Raw genomic sequence first — 4,829 nt, 5'->3', positions numbered from 1 at the left:
GCCACGTCGTCGGCCAACTGCACCGGCGGGCTCTTCATCAGGTAGGCCGAGGCCGGGATGATCGGGCCGCCGATACCGCGGTCCTTGGCGATCTTGGCGGCACGCACCGCGTCGATGATGATGCCGGCCGAGTTCGGCGAGTCCCACACCTCGAGCTTGTACTCCAGGCTCAGCGGCACGTCGCCGAAGGCGCGGCCCTCGAGCCGGACGTAGGCCCACTTGCGGTCGTCGAGCCATGCGACGTGGTCGGACGGTCCGATGTGGACGTTCTTGTCCTCGACCTTGCCGGCCAGCGAGCCGGTGAGGTTGGACGTGACGGCCTGGGTCTTGGACACCTTCTTGGACTCCAGGCGCTCGCGCTCGAGCATGTTCTTGAAGTCCATGTTTCCGCCGACGTTGAGCTGGTAGGTGCGGTCCAGCGTGACGCCGCGGTCCTCGAACAGCTTGGCCATCACACGGTGGGTGATGGTCGCGCCGACCTGGCTCTTGATGTCGTCGCCGACGATCGGGACGCCGGCGTCCTCGAACTTCTTGGCCCACACCGGATCCGAGGCGATGAACACCGGCAGCGCGTTGACGAAGGCGACGCCGGCGTCGATGGCGCACTGAGCGTAGAACTTGTCGGCCTCCTCCGAGCCCACCGGCAGGTAGGACACCATGACGTCGACGCGGGCGTCCTTGAGCGCCTTGACCACATCGACCGGGTTCTCGTCGGAGACCTCGATGGTGTCGGCGTAGTACTTGCCGATGCCGTCGAGCGTCGGACCGCGCTGGACCATCACGTTGGTGGGCGGCACGTCGGCGATCTTGATGGTGTTGTTCTCGGAGGCGAAGATGGCCTCGGAGAGGTCGAAGCCGACTTTCTTGGCGTCCACGTCGAACGCGGCGACGAACTTGACGTCGCGGACGTGGTACTGGCCGAAGGTGACGTGCATCAGGCCGGGAACGTTGCCGTTGGCGTCGGCGTCCTGGTAGTACTGAACGCCCTGAACAAGCGAGGACGCGCAGTTGCCGACGCCGACGATGGCGACCCGCACCTCATTCGACCGATTGGGATTCGACCCCGTGTGCTCAGTCATGGGCATTACTCCTTCTCGTACTTCCGGTGTTTGCTTCGGCTTTGGAGGCGGCTAACCGCTCCGCGGCGATCAGTTCGTTGAGCCAGATGACTTCCCGCTCGCTGGACTCCAGACCCAGCTGATGCAGCTGCCGGGTGTAGCGGTCGAACGAGCTGCTGGCCCGCGCGACGGCCTGGCGCAGGCCTTCGCGGCGTTCCTCCACCTGACGGCGGCGGCCTTCCAGGATCCGCATCCGGGCCTCGGCCGGCGTGCGGTTGAAGAATGCGAGGTGAACCCCGAAGCCGTCGTCGGTGTAGTTCTGCGGTCCGGTGTCGGCGACAAGTTCGGCGAACCGCCGCCGCCCCTTCTCGGTGAGCTGGTAGACCCGGCGGGCCCGGCGCAGCACCGGGGTGCCCTCGGGGGCCGCGTCCTCGGCGATCAGGCCGTCGGCCTGCATCCGGCGCAGCGCCGGGTAGAGCGAGCCGTAGGAGAAGGCGCGAAACGCCCCGAGCAGACCGGTCAGGCGCTTGCGCAACTCGTAACCGTGCATCGGGGACTCGAGGAGAAGCCCCAGGACAGCCAACTCCAGCATCGAGCACCTCCTCCGCGTCTCTCGTCACGGTGCGGCGACATACGCCGCTGACACGTACCGCAATAGTATCGACCCGATATATTCCCCGCCAAACCGACTGCTCAAACAGCCGAGGACGACCCCCGAACCACGTTCGTCCGCCGCGGAACGGGACGTTTCGGCCACGAACGGCCGTTCCTCCCGAATGCCGGCGCCGAGAGGCCCGGTTGCGCGCCGTCTCGCCGTTCGCGGCAGAAGCGATCGTAGAAGTTCTGCGGTCGGTCGCGTATCGGCGCGTTGGTCCCCGACGTACTCTGGTCACCGTGCGACTGCAGCGACAGGTGGTGGACTACGCCCTGCGGCGGCGTTCCCTGCTGGCCGAGGTGTACTCCGGTCGCACCGGCGTGACCGAGGTTTGTGACGCCAACCCCTATCTGTTGCGTGCCGCCAAGTTCCACGGCAAGCCGAGTTCGGTGATGTGCCCGATCTGCCGCAAAGAGCAGCTGACGCTGGTGTCGTGGGTGTTCGGCGACCACCTGGGCGCCGTCTCGGGCTCGGCCCGCACCGCCGAGGAGCTTGTTCTGCTGGCGACGCGTTTCACCGAGTTCTCCGTACACGTGGTGGAGGTATGCCGGACTTGCAGCTGGAACCATCTGGTCAAGTCGTACGTGCTCGGGGCGCCGCGCCCCGCCAAGGGCACCCGGCCGGCGCGCCGCTCGGGCGCGCGCACGGCCAGTGAATAACGGCGAGGGTCGAGACCGCAGCGCCGCGCCCGGATCGGGTGAGGGCGTGTCCGGCGCTCCCCGCCATCGCGCCCGGCCCCCCGTCCGGCCCGACGACCGGGTGACGACGATCCTGCCGCCGGTGACGGCCGGCCCCAAGGTTTCCGACCTGCGCGACCCGGTCGACGAGGTGAAGGCCGCCCTGGACGGCGACGCCAGGACCGGCCGCGTCGACATCCCGCCGCCGCCCCGGTCCGGTGGTCCCGGAGACGACGGGTCGGGAGACGCGGAGGAGCCGTCGGGCCCGCGCCGGCGCCTGGCCCGCTGGAGTCTTCGCCGCTGGCTGGCGACGGCGGCGGCGGTGTTCATCGTGTTGCCGATCCTCACGTTCGGTCTGGCGTACCTGATCGTCGACGTCCCGAAGCCCGGTGACATCCGCACCAACCAGGTCTCGACGATCGTGGCCAGCGACGGCTCTGAATTGGCGAAAATCGTTCCGCCCGAAGGTAACCGGGTCGACGTCGACATCAGCCAGGTGCCCGTCCAGGTCCGCAACGCGGTGATGGCCGCCGAGGATCGCGGCTTCTACAGCAACCCAGGGTTCTCCATCACCGGCTTCGGCAGGGCGCTGTCGAACAATCTGTTCGGCAACGACATCCAGGGCGGTTCCACCATCACCCAGCAGTACGTCAAGAACGCACTCGTCGGTGACCAGCGGACCGGACTCGGCGGCCTGATCCGCAAGGCCAAAGAACTGGTGATCTCCACCAAGATGAGCCAGCAGTGGTCCAAGGACGAAGTGCTGCAGTCCTATCTGAACATCATCTACTTCGGCCGCAGCGCCTACGGAATCTCTGCGGCGTCCAAGGCCTACTTCGACAAGCCGGTGGACCAGCTGACCGTCTCCGAGGGGGCGCTGTTGGCTGCTCTCATCCAGCGTCCCTCGACGCTGGACCCGGCCAAGGACCTCGAGGGGGCGACGGCCCGGTGGAACTGGGTGCTCGACGGCATGGTGACCATCGGCGCGCTGTCGGAAACCGAACGCGCACAGCAGGTCTTCCCGCCGACGGTCTCTCCGGACAAGGCCAGCGAGGAGAACCTCACCACCGGCCCGAACGGGCTGATCCAGCGCCAGGTCGTCAAGGAACTGCTGGAACTGTTCGACATCGACCAGCAGTCGCTGAACACCCAGGGCCTGCAGATCACGACCACCATCGACCCGCGGGCCCAGGAGGCCGCGGTCGGGGCCGCCGAGACCTATCTCGAGGGCCAGATGCCCGAGATGCGCACCGCGGTGGTGTCGATCGACCCGCGCAACGGCGGGGTCAAGGCCTACTTCGGCGGCACCGACGCGACCGGGTTCGACTTCGCCCAGGCCGGCCTGCCCACCGGGTCGTCGTTCAAGGTCTTCGCCCTGGTGGCCGCGCTCGAGCAGGGAATGGGCCTGGGCTATCAGGTGGACAGCTCCCCGTACCAGGTCGACGAGAAGCTCACCATCAACAACTCCGAGGGTGAGAGTTGCGGAACCTGCAACGTCGCCGAGGCGCTCAAGCAGTCGCTGAACACCAGCTACTACCGCCTGATGCTCAAGCTGAAGAACGGCCCGGCGGACGTGGCCGACGCCGCGCACCGGGCCGGAGTCCCGGACAGCTTCCCCGGGGTGGCGCACACGCTGTCCGAGGACGGCCAGGGCGGACCCCCGGCCCCGGGAGTTGTGCTGGGCCAGTACGAGACCCGGGTCATCGACATGGCGTCGGCCTATGCCACCCTGGCCGCCTCGGGCATGTACCACCGCCCGCACTTCGTGCAGAAGGTCGTCAACGCCGAGGGCGAGGTGCTGTTCGACGCCGCCGCCGACGAGAACACCGGCGAGCGGCGGATCGAGGCGTCGGTCGCCGATAACGTCACCGCGGCGATGCAGCCGATTCCCGCCTGGTCCAACGGCCATACCCTGTCAGGTGGGCGGCCGTCCGCCGGGAAGACCGGCACCCACCAACTCGGCGACACCGGGGCCAACCGGGACGCCTGGTTCGTCGGCTACACCCCGCAACTGTCGACCGCGGTGTGGGTCGGCACCGTGAAGGGCGATGTGCCGCTGGTGAACAGCTGGGGCGGACCGGTGTACGGCTCGGGTATCCCGGCCGACATCTGGAAGGCCACCATGGACGAGGCGTTGCAGGACGCCGACTTCGAGTCCTTCCCGACCCCTGCCGAGATCGGCGGCTACGCGGGGATCCCGGTCGCCCCGGCACCCGCGCCCGTCTACGCGCCGCAGCCGGCCTACACCGCGCCCCCGCCCCCGCCGCCGGCACCCACCGGCGTTGAGGTGCTGCCCGGCATCACCATCCCGCTGCCGCCGCCGCCGCCTCCCCCGCCGCCGCCTCCCCCGCCGCCCGGGCTTCCGTTGCCGCCGCCGCCGCCCGGTCCGGCGCCGTTCCCGGCACCTCCGCCGCCGCCACCTCCGCCGCCGCCACCTCC

At 68.7% G+C, this 4,829-nt stretch carries 4 protein-coding genes; 2 read left to right on the top strand and 2 right to left on the bottom strand.

Features of this window, described 5'->3' with window-relative positions; genetic code table 11:
- Nucleotides 1-1,079: inositol-3-phosphate synthase (locus ADBZ5U_RS14230; protein WP_526811257.1), on the bottom strand; the 1,079-nt coding region annotated here is incomplete at its 3' end.
- Nucleotides 1,072-1,650 carry a PadR family transcriptional regulator gene (locus ADBZ5U_RS14225; RefSeq protein WP_526811255.1) on the bottom strand — a complete coding sequence of 193 codons (579 nt, stop codon included), beginning with the start codon at nucleotides 1,648-1,650 and terminating at the stop codon, nucleotides 1,072-1,074. The genes ADBZ5U_RS14225 and ADBZ5U_RS14230, both read right to left, overlap by 8 nt.
- Nucleotides 1,651-1,952: 302 nt before the next feature.
- On the opposite strand from ADBZ5U_RS14225, the gene ADBZ5U_RS14220 reads away from it, so the two are divergent.
- Both ADBZ5U_RS14220 and ADBZ5U_RS14215 read left to right on the top strand, forming a co-directional pair.
- Entirely contained in the window at nucleotides 1,953-2,372 is a 420-nt protein-coding gene (locus ADBZ5U_RS14220) for a DUF5318 family protein (RefSeq protein WP_526811253.1), read from the top strand.
- Nucleotides 2,365-4,829 (top strand): transglycosylase domain-containing protein (locus ADBZ5U_RS14215; RefSeq protein WP_526811252.1); only part of this gene is annotated, 2,465 nt, incomplete at its 3' end. The genes ADBZ5U_RS14220 and ADBZ5U_RS14215, both read left to right, overlap by 8 nt.

It is taken from the genome of Mycobacterium sp. (assembly GCF_040398885.1).
GTDB lineage: Bacteria > Actinomycetota > Actinomycetes > Mycobacteriales > Mycobacteriaceae > Mycobacterium.
This window is presented reverse-complemented; position numbering and strand designations above follow the sequence as displayed.